The 16226-nt window shown below is 68.0% G+C and carries 17 protein-coding genes; 11 read left to right on the forward strand and 6 right to left on the reverse strand.

Features of this window, described 5'->3' with window-relative positions; translation table 11 throughout:
- Window positions 1–8 precede the first annotated feature (8 nt).
- The 3 genes from KQ304_RS03565 to KQ304_RS03575 are packed head-to-tail and all read left to right on the forward strand — an operon-like array spanning window position 9 to window position 2965.
- A complete protein-coding gene (locus tag KQ304_RS03565; protein ID WP_259735742.1) occupies window positions 9–701 on the forward strand; it encodes a DUF2232 domain-containing protein in 693 nt (230 codons plus the stop codon).
- A 6-nt stretch (window positions 702–707) separates the two neighbouring features.
- Entirely contained in the window at window positions 708–1877 is a 1170-nt protein-coding gene (locus tag KQ304_RS03570) for a nicotinate-nucleotide--dimethylbenzimidazole phosphoribosyltransferase (RefSeq protein WP_259735743.1), read from the forward strand.
- Between the two features lie 53 nt (window positions 1878–1930).
- A complete protein-coding gene (locus KQ304_RS03575) occupies window positions 1931–2965 on the forward strand; it encodes a twin-arginine translocation pathway signal (protein ID WP_259735744.1) in 1035 nt (344 codons plus the stop codon).
- Here the strand turns inward: KQ304_RS03575 and KQ304_RS03580 are convergent.
- Window positions 2962–4131, reverse strand: coding sequence for an aldo/keto reductase (locus tag KQ304_RS03580; protein WP_259735745.1), 1170 nt, complete (start codon window positions 4129–4131; stop codon window positions 2962–2964). The two genes, KQ304_RS03575 and KQ304_RS03580, sit on opposite strands and share 4 nt — an antisense overlap.
- Window positions 4106–4669, reverse strand: coding sequence for a bifunctional nuclease family protein (locus KQ304_RS03585; protein ID WP_259735746.1), 564 nt, complete (start codon window positions 4667–4669; stop codon window positions 4106–4108). Before KQ304_RS03585 ends, KQ304_RS03580 begins: the two co-directional genes overlap by 26 nt.
- A gap of 55 nt (window positions 4670–4724) precedes the next feature.
- Between KQ304_RS03585 and KQ304_RS03590 the strand changes: the two genes are divergently transcribed.
- Complete coding sequence (locus KQ304_RS03590; RefSeq protein ID WP_259735747.1) at window positions 4725–5375, forward strand: riboflavin synthase; 651 nt, start codon at window positions 4725–4727, stop codon at window positions 5373–5375.
- Between the two features lie 44 nt (window positions 5376–5419).
- On the forward strand, window positions 5420–6016 hold the full coding sequence (locus tag KQ304_RS03595) for an HdeD family acid-resistance protein (RefSeq protein ID WP_259735748.1): 597 nt from the start codon (window positions 5420–5422) through the stop codon (window positions 6014–6016).
- Here KQ304_RS03595 and KQ304_RS03600 read toward each other — a convergent pair.
- From KQ304_RS03600 to KQ304_RS03615, 4 genes are all read right to left on the reverse strand, one after another.
- The gene (locus tag KQ304_RS03600; RefSeq protein ID WP_259735749.1) at window positions 6013–6444 is read right to left on the reverse strand and encodes an AbrB family transcriptional regulator; all 432 of its coding nucleotides are present in this window, start codon (window positions 6442–6444) and stop codon (window positions 6013–6015) included. The genes KQ304_RS03595 and KQ304_RS03600 overlap by 4 nt on opposite strands.
- 93 nt (window positions 6445–6537) lie before the next feature.
- Complete coding sequence (locus KQ304_RS03605; protein WP_259735762.1) at window positions 6538–7062, reverse strand: cytochrome c oxidase subunit 3; 525 nt, start codon at window positions 7060–7062, stop codon at window positions 6538–6540.
- A 217-nt stretch (window positions 7063–7279) separates the two neighbouring features.
- Window positions 7280–8950 (reverse strand): cytochrome c oxidase subunit I, encoded by a 1671-nt coding sequence (ctaD, locus tag KQ304_RS03610; RefSeq protein WP_259735750.1) that lies wholly within the window; start codon window positions 8948–8950, stop codon window positions 7280–7282.
- A 93-nt stretch (window positions 8951–9043) separates the two neighbouring features.
- A complete protein-coding gene (locus KQ304_RS03615) occupies window positions 9044–9943 on the reverse strand; it encodes a cytochrome c oxidase subunit II (protein WP_259735751.1) in 900 nt (299 codons plus the stop codon).
- Between the two features lie 200 nt (window positions 9944–10143).
- Between KQ304_RS03615 and KQ304_RS03620 the strand changes: the two genes are divergently transcribed.
- From KQ304_RS03620 to KQ304_RS03645, 6 genes are all read left to right on the forward strand, one after another.
- On the forward strand, window positions 10144–11136 hold the full coding sequence (locus KQ304_RS03620) for a heme A synthase (RefSeq protein ID WP_259735752.1): 993 nt from the start codon (window positions 10144–10146) through the stop codon (window positions 11134–11136).
- The gene (locus tag KQ304_RS03625; protein ID WP_259735753.1) at window positions 11129–12127 is read left to right on the forward strand and encodes a heme o synthase; all 999 of its coding nucleotides are present in this window, start codon (window positions 11129–11131) and stop codon (window positions 12125–12127) included. The genes KQ304_RS03620 and KQ304_RS03625 overlap by 8 nt, the downstream gene beginning before the upstream one ends.
- A 52-nt stretch (window positions 12128–12179) precedes the next feature.
- Window positions 12180–13187, forward strand: coding sequence for an ATP-binding cassette domain-containing protein (locus tag KQ304_RS03630; RefSeq protein ID WP_259735754.1), 1008 nt, complete (start codon window positions 12180–12182; stop codon window positions 13185–13187).
- Window positions 13188–13247: 60 nt separating this feature from the next.
- Window positions 13248–14120, forward strand: coding sequence for an ABC transporter permease (locus tag KQ304_RS03635; RefSeq protein WP_259735755.1), 873 nt, complete (start codon window positions 13248–13250; stop codon window positions 14118–14120).
- 68 nt (window positions 14121–14188) lie between these two features.
- Complete coding sequence (locus KQ304_RS03640) at window positions 14189–15508, forward strand: hypothetical protein (RefSeq protein ID WP_259735756.1); 1320 nt, start codon at window positions 14189–14191, stop codon at window positions 15506–15508.
- A 5-nt stretch (window positions 15509–15513) separates the two neighbouring features.
- On the forward strand, window positions 15514–16221 hold the full coding sequence (locus KQ304_RS03645; RefSeq protein ID WP_259735757.1) for an N-acetylmannosamine-6-phosphate 2-epimerase: 708 nt from the start codon (window positions 15514–15516) through the stop codon (window positions 16219–16221).
- Window positions 16222–16226 lie beyond the last annotated feature (5 nt).

Raw genomic sequence — 16226 nt, forward strand, 5'->3', positions numbered from 1 at the left:
CTGCTGCGATGCCACTGTCGATGTCTCCGCCGCCGTCCCCCCCAACCCCCAAGCGCGCCAACACCAGTCTCAGCCGCCGCCAGGCCCGCCAGTTGGTCGAAACCGCCTATCTGGCCTCTGCCACCGCTCTGCTCTGGGCCGGCCTCTACTACCTGCCGGTGGGCGGCGCCCTGTTCCGGCTGGCGCTGCCCCTGCCCCTGGCCCTGCTGCAGGTGCGCCAGGGCTGGCGGCCCGGCTGGGAGGGCGCGGTGGTGACATCGCTGCTGCTGGTGGCGTTGATGGGGCCGATCCGCGGCCCGCTGGTGCTCTTCCCCTACGGACTGCTGGCCCTCTGGCTGGGCTGGGGCTGGGCAGAGCGCCGCAGCTGGTGGCTCACCTGGAGCGTGGGCCTGCTGATCGGCAGTGCCGGCTTCCTGGTGCGGGTGGCGGTGCTCTCGCTGCTGCTGGGGGAGAACCTCTGGGTGCTGATCACCGCCGCTGCCGCCGGGGTGCTGGAGCGCCTCAGCTCCCTGCTCAACCTGGGGCTCGGCCCCGACCTGCTGCAGGTGCAGCTGATGGCCCTGACCCTGGTGCTGGTCCAGAACCTGATCTACGTGCTGGCCCTGCATGCGGTGGCCTACTGGATCTTTCCGCGGCTGCAGGCGCCCATCAGCGAGCCTCCGCCCCAGCTGCGGTCGCTGGTGGCGCTCGATCCCCTCTGAGTTCCCTTGATCAGCCTCTGCGGTGACCCGGACCAGGCCCGTCGCTGGTGCGAACGTCTTGGTCGCGACTGGCGTGAGACCCAGGTGCTGTTGCTGCTGGCTGGCACCGACACCGCCGCGGTGCCTGGCATCTCCGCCGCCGGAGCCACTCCCGAGGTGCGGCTGGGCACCGCCGCCGCCGACGCCGAACTGCTCCTGCTGGGCCCGTCGGTGTGGCGGCCCCATGCCCTGCCCCCCCTGCCCGCCGGGGTCAGCCCGGCCCTGATCTCCCATGTGGTCTGCCGGGACCTGGCCCTGGTGCCCCGGGTGGCCGACCTGGGCTGCGCGGTGGCTCCCGCCGTCCCCCATCTGCGCCTGGGCGGCAGCCCGGCCCGCTGCCTCAGCACCGGAGCGGCGATGCCGCGGCAACGGGTGCAGCGGCTGCTGCGGCTGGGTCAGCGCTGGGGAGCCCACTGGGCAGCCGCCCGCCACACCACTCCCACCGGCGAGCCAGCACCGGTGGTGATCGCCGAATGCGTGCCGGGGGGCACCAGCACGGCCCAGGCGGTGCTCACCGGCCTTGGGGTGGAAGCTGGAGGTCTGGTGAGCGGCAGCCTGCGCCAGCCGGCCCATGCGCTCAAAGGCGAGCTCACGGCGCGCGGGCTGGCGGCGGCGGGGCTGGAACCGCTGGGGCCTGGGCCAGAAGCGGTGGCGGCGCTGGAGCTGGATCCCCTGGCGGTGCTGGCCGCCGTTGGCGATCCGATGCAGGCCCTGGCGGCGGGCCTCCTGCTCGGGGCCGCCGGCCGGCGGGTGCCGGTGCTGCTGGCTGGAGGCAGCCAGATGGCGGCCGTGCTGGCGCTGGCACTGGCGCTGGCGCCAGCCCACCAGCGCCCGGCCCTGGCGAACTGCGGGGCCCTCGGCACCACCGCCTGGGTGGCTCAGGAGCCCGACAGCGACCTCAGCCTGCTGCTGCAGCGGGTGGGGGAGCGCTGGGGCGTCAGGCCGATGGCCTTTGCCAGCTCCCTGCGCTTTGTCCACTGCCGCAGCGCCGCCCTGCGCGACTACGAGCGGGGTTATGTCAAGGAGGGGGTGGGGGCCGGTGGTCTGGCCCTGCTCTGGGAGCTGAGCGGCCGCAGCCCTGAGGCCCTGGCCGCCGCCTGTGATCAGGCGATGGAGCGGCTGGGGGAGAGCAGTTGATCGCCGCTTAGGGTCCAGCGATGCAGGCCGATTCCCGCCCCCCCAGCAGCTTGATGAGCCGCCGCAGGCTGCTGCAGCTCTCCGCCCTGGCCGGCCTGGGACTGGTGGGGGGCTGTGGCCGGGCCTCCGCCGTGCAGCTGGTCTATGGGCGCGGGGAGTTGCCCGCCGCCTGGGCCAAGCGGTTGCCGGATCCCTGGCGTGCCCAGCCCGTGGAGGGCCCCGAAGCGGTGCTCAAAGCCCGCTCGGCCGCCCTGATGCAGCTGGGCGACGGCTGGCTGGAGGCGACGGCTGCGTCGGAGTGGCAGCCGTTCGCGGCAACGGAATCTGTTGCGGCCTCTGAGCTCTGGGAGGGGCTGGCGCCCGAGGCCCAGGCGCCCAGTCGTCTGTTTCGGCCCGAACCAGCGCCGGCCCTGGCCTACCCCTGGGCCTTCGGCACCTGGCTGCTGGTGCTGCGCAACCGCCGCGAGCTGGTGGCCCGGCAGGCCGAAGGCTGGTCGCTGCTGCTGGAGCCGAGCCTGCGGGGGCAACTGTTGCTGCCCTCCTCCCCGCGGGTGGTGATTGATCTGGCCCTGCGCCAGCTGGGGCTGCCTCCAGGTGATTCCGCCAGCCTCGCTGATCCCCGCCTGGGCGATCAGCTCGGGCGGCTGCGCCGTCAGGCCGCTGCCTTTGATGATCGCGATGGTCTCAACCTGTTGCTCTCCGGCCGGGTGGAGGCCGCTGTGCTGCCCAGCCAGAGGGTGCTGCCGCTGCTGCGCAGCGATACCCGTCTGAGTGCCCTGTTGCCGGAGAGCGGCTCAGCCCTCTGGTGGAATCTGTTGCTGCGCCCGGCCCAGACCCGCGAGGTGCCGCCGTTGCGCTGGCTGCTGCAGGCGCGGGAGGCACCCCTGATCAGCCGCCTGCTGGCGGCCGGCTGGGTGCCGCCGCTGCGCCGGGAACTGCTGACGTCGGCGCTCTCCAGCTGGCCGTCAGCGGTGGCGGCCCTGCTCTATCCGCCACCGCCGCTGCTGGCACGCTGCACCTCCCTGCCGCCGCTGGCCGCCGAGCAGCGCCGCCAATTGCAATGGCTCTGGGATCGCAGCGCCCCCTAGCCCCAGAGTCGGCGCCGGGGGGCCGCCGCCAGACGCCTGTGGGTGTCGGCCAGCAGGGAAGGAATCTCCAGCCCATGGGGACAGCGAGGCAGGCAGGCGCCGCAGCTGCGGCAGGCGCTGGCATTGAGCGTTTCCCACCAGTGACCGGCCCTGCCGATCAGGTTGTAGCGCTCGCTGGCGAAGGTTTCCATGCCATGGCCCAGGGCCAGATTGCGCAGGCGCAACAGCTCGGGGATCGGCACCTCGCTGGGGCAGGGCAGGCAGGCCCGGCACTGGCCACAGCGCTCGGGGCCGAGGCGGGCGTGGCCGCTGGCCTCGAGGCGGCTGAGGGCCTGGAGTTCCAGGGGCTCCAGGGGGCCGGCGGCGGCCCTGAGTTGTCCGGCCAGCTCCAGGTCCTGCCGTGTTTCGGCCCCGAGGGTCAGGCTGCTGATTCCCTGGGCCAGCAGAAATCGGTAGGCCAGCCGCAGGGGCTGGAGGGGCGCGCAGTCGTCGATCAGTTCAGGAGGGGGGTCGTAGAGGCGCCCGCCTTTATCGGCCGGTGAAATGGCCAGGACCCCCAGGCCCTCGTCGAGGGCCCGCTGGGCCAGGGGCAGCCGCTCCTGATCGAAGAGATGCAGGTGCAGGCTGCAGAAGCTGAACCGCCCGCTGGCCAGGGCCCGCCCGATCAGAGGGGTGGAGCCATGGCTGCTGAACCCCAGCTGAGCCACCAGCCCCTGCGCCAGGGCCCACTCCAGCAGCTGCGCCCCTGGGCCCTCCAGGGCCCACTCCAGATGTTCGGCTCGGTTCAGTCCATGCACGGCCAGGTTGTCGAGGCGAGCGACCCCCAGCCGCTCCAGGCTGGCGCGCAACTGGGCCTGGCCGCCCTCCAGGGAGGCCCCGGGCAGGATCTTGCTGGTGAGCACCAGCTCGGCGCGCTCAGCGGGGCGGCGACTGCCGATCCGTGCCAGGGCCTGGCCCAGGTAGGCCTCAGCCGGCCCGTAGGAGGGGGCTGTTTCGATGTGGTTGATGCCTGCCTCCAGGGCCCCCTCCAACACCTCCAGCATCTGCTCGGCGCTGCCGAGGGCCCGCATGGTGCCGAGGCTGAACAGAGAAACCTCAGGTCCTGCGCCGAAGGGCCGCCGCTCGGGGAACACGTCGGCCTCAGGTGTTGCCGCTGTCCGCTGCATCCGGGTTCGGTGCGCTGTCGTCGCCATCGGGGCCGTCCTGGCGCTGGGCCCGGCTGAGGTTGCGGATCAGCTCGGCGGGGCTCACCTGGTCGATGAAGCGCCGGAAATCGGCCTTCTCTTCGGCATCGGCTTCTGAATCCACCGCGATCGAGGCATCCGCCACCACTTCCTCCAGCATCCAGATGGGGCTGCCGGTGCGCAGGGCCAGGGCGATGGCGTCGCTGGGGCGGCAGTCAAGTTCGCTGATCTCGCCATCGGAATCGCTGAGCTTGAGCACGGCCCGGAAGGTGGCGTCCTCGATCGAGTGGATGACCACCCGCTCCAGGCTGACGCCGCCCACGGCCATCAGGGCAGCCATCAGGTCGTGGCTGAGGGGTCGGGGCGGGGTGGTGCTCCCCAGCCCCGCCAGGATGTTCTGGGCCTGGGCCTGGTCGATCCAGATCGGCACCTGACGGCGGCCGGAGGGATCCCGCAGCAGCACGATCGGGCTGCGACTGGCCGCATCCAGGGCGATTCCGGCGACGCGCATCTCCACCATGGTCCTGCAGCGCTGGCCCTTTGTCCGATTATGGCCAGGAGCGTCGCAACCCCCCATGTTTACCGGTCTGGTTCAGGCGGTGGGCCGTCTGCGGCGCCACGCCAACGGCGTGACGATCGAGGCTGCCGGCGGCCTCGATCCGCTGGCCCTCGGTGACAGCGTGGCGGTGGACGGGGTCTGTCTGACGGTCAGCGCCCTGATGGCGGATGGCTTCCGCGCCGATGTCAGCGAGGAGACGCTGCGGCGCAGCACCCTGGCCGTCAAGGCCGCGGCCGGTGCGGCGGTGAATCTGGAGCCGGCTCTGCGGCTCTCCGACCGCCTCGGAGGGCACCTGGTCAGCGGTCACGTCGATGGCCTCGGTGAGGTGCTGGCGATCACGCAGGAGGCGGGTTCCTGGCGGCTGGAGCTGGCCTGGGCCGACCCCGCCTATGGGCGCTATGTCTGCGACAAGGCCAGCGTGGCCGTCGACGGCATCAGCCTGACGGTGGCGGGCAGCGACCCGGCCGGGGAGCGCTTCTGGATCGCCGTGATTCCCCACACCTGGGGGAGCACCACCCTGACGGGGCGCCAGGTGGGGGATCGGGTCAACCTGGAGGCGGATCTGCTGGCGAAGTACACCGAACGCCTGCTGCAGCAGACGCCGCAGTCCCCATCGGCCCCGCCGCCGCTGGATCGGGCCTGGCTGGCGGAGCACGGCTGGGGCTGAAGACTCGCCGTAGCCTGGGGAGCCTCTGCTCGCACCGGCACCCCATGACATCGCCACTCCCGCCCCTGCGCCCGCTGCAGCGCCGTCAGGTGGCTGCCCTGCGCACCTTCACCATCGCTGAAGGGGTGCTGATGCTGGTGCTGGGGGTGCTGGCGCTGGTGTTCCCGGTGGTGGCCTCCTTCTGGATCACGGCGATGGTGGCCCTGGCTTTCCTGGTGGGGGGTCTGGTGGGCTGGATCGACAATCTGGTGAGGGCCCGTCAACTCAGCCGCCGCCACACCTTCTTTCGGCTGGTGGTCTCCACCCTGTTCCTGGTAACCGGCGGCTGGATGATCTCCCAGTTCCGCGGCGGGCCGCTGCAGGTGGCCGACCAGGTGGCGGCGCTGTCCCTGGCTGTGGGCGTGGTGTTTCTGGTGGAAGGTCTGGTGGCGGTGCTGGTGGCGATCAGCCACCGGGGTGCACCTGGCTGGGTCTGGGGACTGCTCAACGGCCTGGTCACCCTGGTGCTCGGCGGCCTGATCCTCTCGATGAAGCTGGGGGGCCAGCTCTCCGTTCTGGGAATCCTGGTGGGGGTGAGCTTCCTGTTCAGCGGCATCGACCTGCTGGCCTTCGGGGCCAGCTTCCACCCCGAGGAGGACTAAGGGGAGGGGAACCCTGGGCCGGTGGAGGCGGAATCCGGGTCGCCGCCTTCCGCCTCCACCGGGTCGTCTGAACCGGGGCCGTTGTCATCCACGGGCAGGAGCCAGATCGAACCTGTTTCGTGATGGATCTGGATGTGAAACTCCTGGCCGGGCTCCAATCCCATGCGGCGGGTGTAGGCATGGCCGATCAGCAGGTTGCCGTTGCCGTGCACGCGCGTGCGGAATTCGGCCTGACGCCCCTTTCCTGCTCCGGTGCTGGCGGCAGCTCCCCCCAGCCGATAGCCCTTGGCTTCCACCAGGGCCCGGTAAAAACTCTTCTTGAGCAATCGTCCCGCCGGGCTGACATAGCCACAGCCTCGGGCGATGTCGTCTTCCGAGCAGTTGCTCAAGGAGCGGGCCTTGTCGAGCAACTCCTTACCCTGGAGCATGGTTCTGCCGGCAGACGGCATGACAGTCCACATGGTTATAACAGCCCTGCTGTCGATAGTGGACAGGCGGATGCAGATTCGCTCAGGGTCGCTTCAGAGCAGGTAGAGAATTCCGTAGAGAATCAACCAGATCCCATCGACGAAGTGCCAGTAGAGCTCAGCGGCTTCCACCCCGAAGTGGTGATCGGCCGTGAATTTCCCAGGGATGCGGGCCTGCCACCAGACGATCAGGATCATCAGGGCGCCCAGCGTCACGTGCAGCCCGTGGAAGCCGGTCAGGGCGTAGAAGGTGCTGGCATAGAGATTGTCGGTGAGGCCGAAGGGAAGCGTGAAATACTCCACCATCTGGCCACCGAGGAACGCCAGGCCCAGCCCTGCGGTGACCAGCAACCAGAGGCGGCAGGCTCCGAGCTGGTTCTGGCGCAGCTGTTTGGCGGCGCGATGAAAGGTGAAGCTGCTCACCACCAGCAGCACGGTGTTGATCGTGGGCAGGATCAGTTCCAGCTCGTAGATGGCGCCGGCCGGCAGTGGATTCACGGCCCGGAAGGTCAGGTAGGCGGCGAAGAAGCCGGCAAAGGTCATGCCGTCGGCCACCAGAAAGGTGGCCAGGCCGAACATGCGGTGGTCGGGATGGCCTTCTTCGGCCGTGCCATGGGCCAGCAGCTCCGCTCCCTCCGCCAGGGCTGGGGCGAGGGTGTCGGTGGGGGACTGATCCGAGCTGGGGGAGAAGGCTGTCATGGCGGCTCCTGGCGATGGAGGAGGAAATCAGGGAATCAGGGACGACTGGAAACGGGGGTGGTCCGGGGGCCGTCGTGACGACCGGACCCTGGCCAGGTCATTGGCCGCTGGACCAGAGCTCGCGACCGGTGGCGGCCTTGAGGTCGATCTGGCCAGGGGGCACTCCATAGCCGTAGGGGTGGGTCACCAGGGGAGCTTCACCCTTCCAGTTCTCCACCGGCGGCGGTGAGCTGGTGAGCCACTCGGGGGTGAGGGCATTCCAGGGGTTGTCACCGGCCACCTTGCCGGAGAAGGCACTCCAGAACACATTGATCAGGAACGGCAGGGTGCTCAGAGCCATCAGCAGAGCGCCAACGCTGCTGATCTGATTCACCAGGGTGAACTGAGGGTCGTACTCGGCCACCCGGCGGGGCATGCCATTGAGACCGAGCCAGTGCTGGGGAGCAAAGCAGAGGTTGAAGCCGATGAAGGTGATCAGGAAATGGAAGCGACCGAGATCTTCATTCAGCATCCGGCCGGTGAATTTTGGGTACCAGTGGTAGATCGAACCAAAGATCACGAAGACCGTGCCTCCATAAACCACATAGTGGAAATGACCGACCACGAAATAGGTGTCGTGCACGTGGATGTCAAATGGCACCTGGGCAAGAGCAACACCCGTGATGCCGCCAAACACGAAGTGAAGGATGAAAGCGCAGGAAAACAGCATCGCACTGTTGAGGGCGATCTTGCCGCCCCAGAGGGTGGCGAGCCAGTTGAAGAACTTGATACCGGTGGGTACGGCGATGAAGGCCGTGGCGATCGTGAAGAACAGGCGCATCCAGGGCGGTGTGGCGCTGGTGAACATGTGGTGAGCCCAGACGATCAGACCCAGGAACACAATGGCCAGAATTGAATACACCATCGTGGTGTAGCCGAACAGGGGCTTGCGGGCATGCACCGGCAGAATTTCACTGACCAGACCGAAGGCCGGCAGCACCATGATGTAAACAGCCGGGTGAGAGTAGAACCAGAACAGGTGCTGGTACACCACGGCATTGCCGCCCAGGGCAGGGTTGAAGAAACCGGTGTGGGCAATGATGTCGAAGCTGAGCAGCACCAGGGTGCCGGCCAGCACCGGGGTGGAGAGCACCACCAGAATGCTGGTGCCGAGCATCGCCCAGCAGTACATCGGCAGCTGCATCATCTTCAGCCCCGGCCGCCGCATCTTCAGGACCGTGGCGATGAAATTGATGCCGCCAAAGATGGAACTGCCTCCCAGCAGCAGCACACTCAGGATCCAGACCACCTGACCGGCCGCCGGAGTGGTCAGGCTCAGGGGTGGGTAGGCCGTCCAGCCCGATTGGGCGGCACCGCCGATGAAGTAACTGGCGATCAGCAGGAATCCGGCCGGAGGGATCAACCAGAAGGCCACGGCATTGAGCCGCGGGAATGCCATGTCGCGGGCGCCCACATAGAAGGGGATCAGATAGTTGCCGAAGGCACCATTCACCACCGGAACGATCCAGAGGAAGATCATTACTGTGCCGTGGAGAGTCAGCACCTCGTTGTAGGTCTCGCGGCCGAGGAAATCCGAGATCGGGCTCACCAGCTCAACGCGGATCATCCCGGCCAGGGCCCCGCCCACCAGGTAGAAGAAGAAGCCGGCCACCATGTACTGAAGACCGATCACCTTGTGATCCAAGCTGAAGCTGAGATAGCGCAGCCAGCCCTCGGGCTGAAGCCCCGGCGGCGATGAGCTGGTCTGCGGCGGAAGAGCGATGGTCATGGAGGCGAGCGGCGATGCAGTTGGGTAGGACTCAGGGACAAGACGGGATGGCCGAAAGCTGATGCCCTCAGGCTGCTCAGCGCGGCTGCTCGCTCAGCCAGTGGAGCTGGCGCCGGGAGCCACGGCCACGGTGGCGGTGTTGTTCTTCTCGAACCAGGTGGCGAACTCGTCGGGCTCATGAACCACCACCGTTGAGCGCATGCCGCCGTGGTAGGGCCCGCAGAGCTCAGCGCAGATGATCGGATAGCTGCCGGCCTTGATCGGCGTGAATGACAGCAGGGTGGGCTGGCCGGGAATGATGTCCTGCTTGAGGCGGAACTCCGGCACCCAGAAGGCATGGATCACATCGCGGGCCTCCATGCGCAACTCCACCGGCTGGCCCTTCTGCACATGCAGCTCGCCGCTGGTGATGTTGCCCTGGGGATAGTGGAAGAGGAAGGCGAACTGCAGGGCTGTGACCTCCACCGGCAGGGTGGGTGCGGCTGACACCTGACCGGATCCGATCCCACCCCAGATCCGCTCGGAGGGCTCAGGGGGGGTGCCGAGCACGGAGGCCTGAATCACGGCGCTGACGTCGCTATCACTGGCTTGGCTGCTCATCATCGCCCCATGCATGGAGTGGGGATCGCTGAGGGGAACCATGCCGCCCATGCGGTCGTAGATGTCGTAGCTGTAGATGCCCACGAACAGCACCACGACGGCAGGAATGGCGGTCCAGAAAATCTCCAGTTGCAGATTTCCCTCCACCGCCACGCCATCACCGGTTTCACCCTCGCGACGACGGAAACGGATCAGGCTGAACACCAGCAGGCAAAAAATCCCGATGAAAAGGATGCTGCCAATGCTGAAGAGAACCTTGAAAAGCTGATCGTAAATCGGCGCATTCAGGCTGGCTGCCACCGGCAGCAATTCGACGTTCTGGCCGATCCAGAGGCCACTGAGCACAAGGGCCATCCCCAGAACAAGGCTGAGAATGGCAGAAGGGATGGGCACAACTTGGACAAAGCTCCCTCCACCATATGGGGATCTCAGGCGCGGTGCTTGCGCTCAAGCGCAGGCCCTCCAGGGGCCGCGAAAGCCTGTGCGGAACTCAGCACATGATGGCGAGTCGTTGCGGATTGACCCGGTCGGTGCAGGTGCGTGCTTCCCCACAACAGACCGGCAACACCGGCCGCGATCGCTAGCTTCCACCCATGCAATCCGCCCGTGCCACCACTCTCCTGACCTCCCATCTGGTGGTGGCGCTGATCGCTCTGGTGGGCATCGGTGGCGCCACCAGGGTCATGGAAGCGGGTCTGGCCTGCCCTGACTGGCCCCTGTGCTACGGCTCCTTCCTGCCCGGCCGCCAGATGAACCTGCAGGTGTTCCTGGAATGGTTCCACCGCCTGGATGCCTTTTTGGTGGGTCTGGCGCTGGTGGCTCTTCAGGTGGTGGTGCTCAGGCGGCCCGCCGGCCGCCGCCCAGCCTGGTTGATCGCCGCCAGCGCCGCCGCCCTTGGCTTGGTGGCGGTCCAGGGGCTGCTCGGTGCCCTCACCGTCACCCAGCTGCTTCGTTTTGATGTGGTCACGGCCCATCTCTCCACCGCTCTGGTGCTGGTGGCTCTGGTGAGTGCCATCCACCAGGGGCTGCTGGAGCCTGATCCGTCCACTCTCGCGGCCTCCTCTCAGCCTGCAGCCGCCAGCGCTGGCTCCGATCGGAGCCAGTCTTCGCCTTTGGTCTGGCTGAGACGACAGGGCTGGTCGCTGGCCTCCGCCAGCGCCGCCCTGGCCGTGTTTGTCCAGGCGGTCAGCGGTGCCCTGATGGCCACCCAGTGGGCTTCAGGCCGTTGTCTGACCTCGGGGATCGACTGCGGTTGGCTGGCCCTGCACCGCCAGCTGGCCACGCCGGTGGCCACAGCGGTGCTGGTGCTGGCGGCCGCCCATCTGCTGGTGAGCCAGAAGCGACGGCGACAAGGTCCCTACGCCTTGGCGGCCCTGCTGTTGGTGGTTGCCCAGATCGCCCTCGGGGTGTTCACCCTGCGCCTCTCCCTGGCCGTGCCACTGGTCACCGTGGCCCACCAGCTCACGGCAGCCCTGCTGGTGGCCGTGCTCAGTGCCCTGGCCATGCGTCACCGGCCGATTCCTGTTTCCGCCTTGATGGCTCCCGTTCAGTCCCAGACCCCCCACCTCGAGTCCTGTCATGGTTAGCGCCACCAGCCTCAGCCCCCAGCTCAGCAGCCGCGATCAGGTGGTGCCCTCCCGCTCCAAGCTGAAGCTGCCGCCCTGGCTGGAGATCGCCAAGCCTCGGCTGATTCCCCTGCTGCTGGCCACCACCCTGGGGGGCATGGCCCTCTCCGAGGGTTGGCCAATGACGGCCCCACGGTTGGCCTGCACCCTTGGCGGCGGCGCGCTGGCTTCAGCGGCGGCCGGCGTGTTCAATTGCGTTTGGGAGCAGGAGCTGGATGGGCGCATGGTGCGCACCAGCGGCCGTGCCCTGCCCTCGGGCCGGCTCTCGGCTGGCACGGCCTTCGCTGTGGCGGTCTCCCTGACCTGTGCGGCGTCTCTGCTGCTGGTGAGTGGCGTCAATTGCCTGGCGGCCGCGCTCTCGCTGCTGGGCCTCTGCAGCTACGTGCTGCTCTACACCGCTCTGCTCAAGCCCCGTACCACTCAGAACATCGTCATCGGTGGCGTCGCCGGTGCCATCCCGCCGCTGGTGGGTGCCGCCGCGGCCACCGGCCATGTGGGCCTGGGCGGCTGGTGGCTGTTCGGCCTGGTGATGCTCTGGACTCCCGCCCATTTCTGGGCTCTGGCCCTGCTGCTCAAGGAGGACTACCGCTCGGTGGGCATTCCGATGCTGCCGGTGGTGAAAGGCACGGAAGTGACCGCCGTGGCGATTGGCCATTACGCCCGCGCCACCGTGCTGGTGAGCCTGCTGGGGGTGCTGGCCCTGCCCAGCGGTGGCTGGCTCTATGGCCTGCTGGTGATCCCCTTCAACGGCCGCTTGCTGCAGATGGCGCACAGCCTGGGACTCAGCCCGGATGAGGTGGCGCCGGCCCGGGGCCTGTTCCGCTGGTCGATTCTCTATCTGTTCGGCATCTGCCTGCTGCTGTTGATGGCCCGGCTGCCCGGAGCTGAGGTATTCAGTCTCCAGATCGGCGAATGGCTGGCTGGGCTCAACCCCCCGTCCGCCGCTTTCTAGATTGCAAACTCCCATTGGCCGGGCCTGAGTGTCAGCAACGCAGCCAGACGCCATGATCCAGCTGGATCAGATCAGCAAGGCCTACGGCCCGGTCACGGCCCTTGATGGCCTGAGCCTGCGTGTCCCGGCCGGCAGCCTCTATGGGCTGCTGGGGCCCAACGGGGCAGGCAAAACCTCCGCTCTGCGCATCCTCTGCACCCTGCTGGCCCCCGACAGCGGCGGTGTACAGGTGGCTGGGCTCGATGCTCTGCAGCAGCCCCGCCAGGTGCGCGAGCGCCTGGGCTACGTGGCCCAGGACGTGGCGATCGACAAGATCCTCACTGGACGGGAGATGCTGCGGCTCCAGGGAGCCCTGTATCACCTGGCTACGCCCCACCTGCGCCAGCGGATCGAGCAGCTGATCCAGCTGCTGGGCATGGAGAGCTGGGTCGATCGCCGCTGCGGCACCTACTCCGGCGGCATGCGCCGCCGCCTTGATCTCGCCAGTGGTCTGTTGCATCAGCCCTCGGTGCTGGTGCTGGATGAACCCACCGTGGGCCTTGACATTGAAAGCCGCGCCGTGATCTGGCAGGTGCTGCGGCAGCTGCGTGATGCCGGCACCACGGTGCTGCTCAGCAGCCATTACCTCGAGGAGATCGATGCCCTGGCTGATCGGCTGGCGATCCTTGATGGCGGCCGGGTGATCGCCGAGGGCAGCCCCAGTGAGCTCAAGCGCGCCCTGGGCGGTGATCGCGTCACCCTGAGGGTGCGCGAGTTCAGCGATGAGACCGAATCGGCCCGGGTGCAACAGGTGCTCCAGGGTTGCCCTGGCGTGCGCCAGGTGGTGGTGAACCGCGCCCAGGGCCATTCCCTCAACCTGGTGGTGGATGGGGAGGCCGTGATTGAAACCTTGCGACAGCAACTGAACCAGGCCCAGCTGCCCGTGTTCTCCCTCTCCCAGAGCCGACCCAGCCTCGACGATGTCTATCTCCAGGCCACCGGCCGTACGTTGATGGATGCCGAATTGGAGGTGGTCGGTGTCCGCGACCCCAAGGCCGAGCGCAAGCAGGCCATGCGCTGAGTTCCCTGTCGTGATGACCCGCTCGATTCTCTTTCCGTCCGCTTCTCCCGTCCCCCGGCCATGACCAGCGCCTCACCCCTGACGCTCAACGCCGCTCCGCCTGACCAGGCTTCGCCCCAGCGTTCGGCCTTCGCCGACCTCAGCCAGGAGACCCTGGCCCTCACGCGCCGGTTGTTTCTGCAGCTGGCCCGGCGCCCCTCCACCCTGGTGGCTGGGGTGCTGCAGCCCCTGATCTGGCTGGTGCTGTTTGGGGCCCTCTTCGCCAAGGCACCGGAGGGCCTGCTGCCAGATGGCATGAGCTATGGCCGTTTCCTCGGGGCCGGGGTGATCGTGTTCACCGCCTTCAGTGCGGCCCTCAACGCCGGTCTGCCGGTGATGTTCGACCGGGAATTCGGCTTCCTCAACCGACTGCTGGTGGCCCCCCTGCGCTCACGCAGCTCGATCGTGCTGGCCTCGGTGCTGTACATCACCAGCCTCAGCCTGATCCAGAGTCTGGCGATCATGGTCACAGCCGCCCTGCTGGGTTACGGCTGGCCCGGAGGTGCCGGGCTGCTGCTGGTGCTGGTGACCCTGCTGCTGCTGGTGTTTGCCGTCACCGCCCTCAGCCTGGGCCTGGCCTTTGCCCTGCCGGGACACATCGAGCTGATTGCGGTGATCTTTGTGGCCAACCTGCCGCTGCTGTTCGCCAGCACCGCCTTGGCACCGATTTCCTTCATGCCCACCTGGCTGGGCTGGCTTGCGGCCCTGAATCCACTTACCTTCGCCATAGAACCCATTCGTGCGGCCTATGCCGGCACCTTCTCCCTCCAGGCTGTCGTTCTGGAAGCTCCCTACGGGGATCTCACCGGCCTCACCTGCCTGGGCATCCTGGCCGCCCTCGCCCTCGGTCTCTTCCTTCTGATCCGGCCTGTTTTGGATCGCAAACTCAGCTGAGTCACCCTGTGTCCACCCCCCATCCCCGCCCTGTCGCCGACGACATGTCCCAAGTCAGCACAAGGCTTTTGCCCCAGGACCTCCTCCAGGCTCTCGCGCAACGGGATGGTGCCCTTCTCGCCGCCCACTCCCTGCGCTGGGCCCACCGCCATGGAGTCGAGGCGCTGGAGAAGCTGATCGAAGATCAGGGTCTCGATCACACCGCCCGCCTCTGGTGGCGTGAACAGCTGTTCTGCCCAGCCCCGATGGCCGTGACCATGGCCAGGTCCGCGGCCCCTGCGGCTCTCCCTGACAGCCGGCCTGCAGAGGTCATCTCGTCCGTGCCAGCGGCGGAGCCAGTGCTCAGCGCTCCCGTTCAGGGCGAGTCCATGGACTCGGTTCCCCTGCCTGCGGAGTGGCTGCTGCCCGCCAGCTTTGATCTGCCGGCTGCGGTCGTGGCTGACAAGAGCGACTCCGTTGAGCCCCCGGTGCCTGAAGCGCCTGAAGGGGCGGAGCTGGACGCAGCGGTTGCTGAATTCGAGGCGATGGAGCCACCCGCGGCTGAATCTGCAACTCCTGCACCTGCAACTCCCGAACCTCCAGCGCTTGAGCCTGCTGTTCTCGAATCTGCTGGTGTCGAACCCGCCGTTCTCGAGCCGGTGGCCGCCACATCCTCTGAGCCGCTGCCTTCCCTGGCGGAGGCCTTTGGGCCGATCCCCGACCTTGAGCCCCTGCCCAGCTTCAATGTCCAGGCCATCTTCGCGATGCAATCGGAGCTGGCGGAGAGGCCTCTGGCTCCCCCGATCGTTCCGCCGCTGATGGTTCCCCCACCGGCGCAGCTTGAACTGGAGGCCTTCCCGCCGGCGGCACTCCAATCTCAGCCTGAGCTCCAGCCTGACGCTCAAGCCGAGCTCCAGGCCGTGGCCCCAGCTGATGCTGTGGCTGTGCCGGCTCCACCCACGTCAGAGGAGAGGGCTGTGGAGAAGCCGAGTGGAGCGCGGCGCAATCCCTTCTCCCGTCTGCGTGGGTTGATCAAGGACTGCGTTGAGGAGGTGGCCAGCACCTTCGGCAACGATGAAAGGGATGCCCCCCCGACCCCGCTGGAGCCGGCCCGGTCCTCAGCTGAGGCCGTGCTGCCGTCCACCGGGCCGTTGTTGGAGGCCTTCCCAGTTCAGCCTGCGGCAGCTCGTGGCCCCATGGCACCACCACCCTTTGCCCTGCAGCAGCCGCCCCAGCCCACCCGGCAGGCCCAGCGGCGCCGCGCTGAAACCGGCAGTGCCGGTGGCCCAGCAGCTCGGGCGAATCGGCCGGCCCCCGCAGCGCCGGCTCCCAGCCATCCCGCCCTCGATTCGCTGCGGTCCTGGCTCCCGGATCCCCTGGAGCAGGATGATCACCGTCAGGCTTCCTGAGTTCCGTGATTCCTGAGCCACGCCTGCTGCGGGGAGCGCTGCAGGGCCGTCTGATCGTCTCGGTCCAGGCTCCCCAGGGTTCGCCGATGCGGGAGCCCTCGGTGATCGCCGCCATGGCTGAGGCCAGCCTGGCCCAGGGTGCCGTCGGGGTTCGCCTGGAGAGCCCGGAGCACATCGGCGCTGTGCGGCAGCGCTGTCCCGGGGCCCTGATCGTGGGGCTCTGGAAGCGGGTGTATCCCGGCAGCTCCGTGTACATCACACCGGGCTGGGAGGAGGTGAGGGCTGTGTGGGCCGCGGGGGCCGACATCGTGGCGATCGATGCCACCGCCAGGGAACGCCCGGACGGGGACGACCTGGCAGGGCTGATCGAGAGGGTTCAGCGCGATCTGGGGGCGCCGCTGATGGCCGATGTCGACAGCGTTGAGAATGGCCTGCGGGCGGCGGCGCTGGGTTGCCACTGGGTGGGCACCACCTTGATGGGTTACACCGAAGCCACAGCCCATCAGCGCCCACCGGCCTGGGATCTGCTCCCACCGTTGCGCCTGCAATTACCCCCTGAAACCGCCCTGATCTGCGAAGGGGGACTCTCCTCTCCAGATCAGGCCCACAGGGCTCTTGCTGAGGGAGCGGACGCTGTGGTGGTGGGTACTGCCATCACGGGCGTTGACCTGCAGGTGGCCGCCTACCTGGGCCGAATGGCTGCGGGCCGCTGAAGCAG

The organism is Synechococcus sp. CS-1329 (assembly GCF_025128055.1).
Classification (GTDB): domain Bacteria; phylum Cyanobacteriota; class Cyanobacteriia; order PCC-6307; family Cyanobiaceae; genus Regnicoccus_A.

Bases quoted from the DNA above. Each gene is read 5' to 3' on its own strand.
- KQ304_RS03605 (WP_259735762.1), bottom strand. From the start codon at position 7,062: ATGTTCGGCCTGGCCACCTTTCTGGTGGCCGACGGCATGACCTTTGCC.
- KQ304_RS03585 (WP_259735746.1), bottom strand. From the start codon at position 4,669: ATGGTGGAGATGCGCGTCGCCGGAATCGCCCTGGATGCGGCCAGTCGC.
- KQ304_RS03635 (WP_259735755.1), top strand. From the start codon at position 13,248: ATGACCAGCGCCTCACCCCTGACGCTCAACGCCGCTCCGCCTGACCAG.
- KQ304_RS03565 (WP_259735742.1), top strand. From the start codon at position 9: ATGCCACTGTCGATGTCTCCGCCGCCGTCCCCCCCAACCCCCAAGCGC.
- KQ304_RS03625 (WP_259735753.1), top strand. From the start codon at position 11,129: ATGGTTAGCGCCACCAGCCTCAGCCCCCAGCTCAGCAGCCGCGATCAG.
- KQ304_RS03630 (WP_259735754.1), top strand. From the start codon at position 12,180: ATGATCCAGCTGGATCAGATCAGCAAGGCCTACGGCCCGGTCACGGCC.
- KQ304_RS03600 (WP_259735749.1), bottom strand. From the start codon at position 6,444: ATGCTCCAGGGTAAGGAGTTGCTCGACAAGGCCCGCTCCTTGAGCAAC.
- KQ304_RS03580 (WP_259735745.1), bottom strand. From the start codon at position 4,131: ATGCAGCGGACAGCGGCAACACCTGAGGCCGACGTGTTCCCCGAGCGG.
- KQ304_RS03620 (WP_259735752.1), top strand. From the start codon at position 10,144: ATGCAATCCGCCCGTGCCACCACTCTCCTGACCTCCCATCTGGTGGTG.
- KQ304_RS03590 (WP_259735747.1), top strand. From the start codon at position 4,725: ATGTTTACCGGTCTGGTTCAGGCGGTGGGCCGTCTGCGGCGCCACGCC.
- KQ304_RS03575 (WP_259735744.1), top strand. From the start codon at position 1,931: ATGAGCCGCCGCAGGCTGCTGCAGCTCTCCGCCCTGGCCGGCCTGGGA.
- KQ304_RS03595 (WP_259735748.1), top strand. From the start codon at position 5,420: ATGACATCGCCACTCCCGCCCCTGCGCCCGCTGCAGCGCCGTCAGGTG.
- ctaD (WP_259735750.1), bottom strand. From the start codon at position 8,950: ATGACCATCGCTCTTCCGCCGCAGACCAGCTCATCGCCGCCGGGGCTT.